1 protein-coding gene is annotated in these 2873 nt (G+C 37.7%); it reads left to right on the forward strand.

Going from position 1 to position 2873, the window contains the following annotated elements; translation table 11 throughout:
- Positions 1-525 precede the first annotated feature (525 nt).
- Positions 526-2286, forward strand: a complete 1761-nt coding sequence (locus tag EV194_RS16755; protein WP_132435683.1) for an OmpL47-type beta-barrel domain-containing protein — start codon at positions 526-528, stop codon at positions 2284-2286.
- Positions 2287-2873: the final 587 nt, after the last annotated feature.

Here is a 2873-nt window from a genome sequence, read left to right on the forward strand (position 1 = left end):
TGTCCGGATAATTCCAGAACGCATGTCCGGATATTACCGGAATGCCTGCCCGGATAATTCCAGAACGGGTGTCCGGATGCCTCCGGATTTTGCATTTGCAAAACAAACCATTACAAACAACGCAATTAAAATCCTCTTCATCAGTTTTTTATTGAGTATTTGAAAAATAATTATCGGCAGCAAAAGTAAACAAAAAAGTAATAAACTCTTTTACTGAACACACTCTTGGAATAAAATTTCAATGTATTAATAAAGCCTATCTTAATTCGTTAGGAGAAACAGCAATCTGCAAAATGCATGGCTCCCAAAGTAATAGAGAATAAACAGCAGATTGAACAATCGTCCGTCCAGAATAATTAGTCAGACTAAAACGGCAAACCATAAGGAAAAATAGTCCTTTCGTCAAAAGCGACAACCCATAGTGTAACACAAACAACAGGGATAACGTATCTCATTTATCAAATTAATTTTTACAACCAAAACAAGTATTCCATAATCTAATTAGCAACTATTTTAAATAATCCGATGAAAAAAATCTCACTACTAGTCTTGCTTGCCTTATCCATCATTGGCTTTGAACCAGTTTATTCCCAAAAACAACTAAATCATCCTTCACGATTTCACAAATCCGAAGACGGCAAATTGTATGTAAACCGTAATCAGCCAATGTATCTCTATTTAAGCTCTTCCCCTCAGGTTGGAGGCGAAATGGAAAGACTTGAAAGCGAAAGTTCAGCAAGATACGCCAACCCTTTTTATTTTGATTCGGATGGGTACAATTCCATTCGTACCCCATGGCGCGTTGATACAATTACTAAGCAGGTAGTTTATCCACTGGAAGACGTAATATTTGAAGTATATGCCGATGGAACGCCACCAAAGACCAATGTAAGATTCAACAATGCTCAAAAATTCACTCATGATGGCAAAACATACTACGGAAGTGGCTTAACAATTGATTTGACAGCAAAAGATGCAACATCAGGCGTTTCTCAAACCCTCTACAGCCTCAATGGCGAAAGCTACAAACCCTACAATGGTCCGATACTAATGAATAAGGAGGGAGAGTTCTATCTCCGCTTTTATAGTGTAGATAATGTTGGCAATATTGAAGATGTCTCAATTGAACATTTTTTCGTGGACATTACCCCTCCTGTTGGCACCTGGACCTTGGAAGGTGATGTATATGAGAATATGGCATCGGCTAACTCAAAAATCATCATTCTTGGAACAGACAATTTATCTGGAGTAAATGAGATTCGTTTTCAGATTAATGATAAACCCATTAAAGTTTATAATAGCGGAATAAGCCTGAAAGATCTTCCCTCCAACAATTATACTCTCAATTACTGGATTGAAGATAATGTTGGAAACATCTTTGAAGGTTCCGACGGCAATGTGGAAGTGGTTCAAACTTTCACTGTAGATCGCAGTCCTCCAAGAACCTTCGCTTCCGTTATTGGAGATCACCATCAGGGCGACATCCTCTATATATCAGATAGAAGTAAAATCGAACTTGATGCAAATGATACCATTTCAGGGGTTCGGAATATTATCTACGGATTCAACAACAGTAGAATTCTAAATGAAATTTATATCGATCCAATCAGTCCGCTAAACTCAAATGGAAATCAAACAATATATTTTCAAGCATTCGATATGGTAGCCAACAGATCTGTCGTTGAAGAGTTTTCGTTTTATCTGGATATTGAACCCCCACTCACTTACATAGATTTCTCCGGGCCTCAATTCTTCACCAGAGACACGCTGTTTATTAACAAAAACACTTCAATTAATTTAATCTCGAAAGACAACGCATCAGGAGTGCAGTCTACAGAGTATAAAGTAAACGGTGCTGATTTTGTGAAGGGCTATCAATTTCAGCTTAAAAACAGCGGAATTCACTCCATTGAATTCAGATCTACAGATATGGTAAATAATCAGGAGCAAACAAAGAAAAGTTTTGTTTATGTGGATAATGAACCTCCTGAGATCCATGTAAATTTCAGCATTCAGGCTATTAGAGAAGAATTAATAGATGATGATTTGCTAAAAATTTATCCTCCATATGTCCGAATGTATATTGGAGCAACAGATAAACATTGTGGAACAGAGAATATTTATTTCTCTATAAATGGAGGAGAGAGAATAAAATATGAAGGCATAAATTCTCCAGCAGCCAGAGAATTATTTACAGAAGAGAAGATTTACAATGTTTTAGTATACGCCAACGACAAACTTGGCAATGAAACCACAAAAGAGATTCGATTTAAGATCAGCAATTAATGGGAGTTATTCACCACATAAGGCACATAAGGACACTGGAAAAGGGAGACAGGAGATCGGAGACAGAAAACCGAAACGAGTTTTTATAATGGAAATTAAATCATAAGTACGAAATTTACTAGAGTGTCGCCGTAGGTGACAAATGTTGATAGAAATATAAAACCCATCTGGCGAGCGGCACGCCGTAGGTGTGCAATTTTAACCACATAAGACACATAAGATTTTAATTGAGGGTAATAAGGTCAATTGGCTATTGGGTCGAGGGGTTGTAAGATATCTGTCAATTAGAGAAACAATATACGTAGAAGCAATTATAGTTACACGGAGGGACACAGAGAAAACACGGAGATGCACAGAGTTTTTATTACCATATAAGGCATATAAGAAATATAAAAAAACTTTGCGACTCTGCGTCTTCGCGTTTAGCCATAAACACAAAAAAGCCGACTCATCTCTGAATCGGCTTCTTTCTAAGGTCGGCGGCGACCGGATTGGAGCGTAGCGCAATCCCGAGCATTCGGGACTCCCACTTTTACGCAAGTACCATCTTTTACCACATAAGGCACAATAAGATATAACCACAATGG

The sequence above is a fragment of the Natronoflexus pectinivorans genome (genome assembly GCF_004345615.1).
GTDB lineage: Bacteria > Bacteroidota > Bacteroidia > Bacteroidales > Marinilabiliaceae > Natronoflexus > Natronoflexus pectinivorans.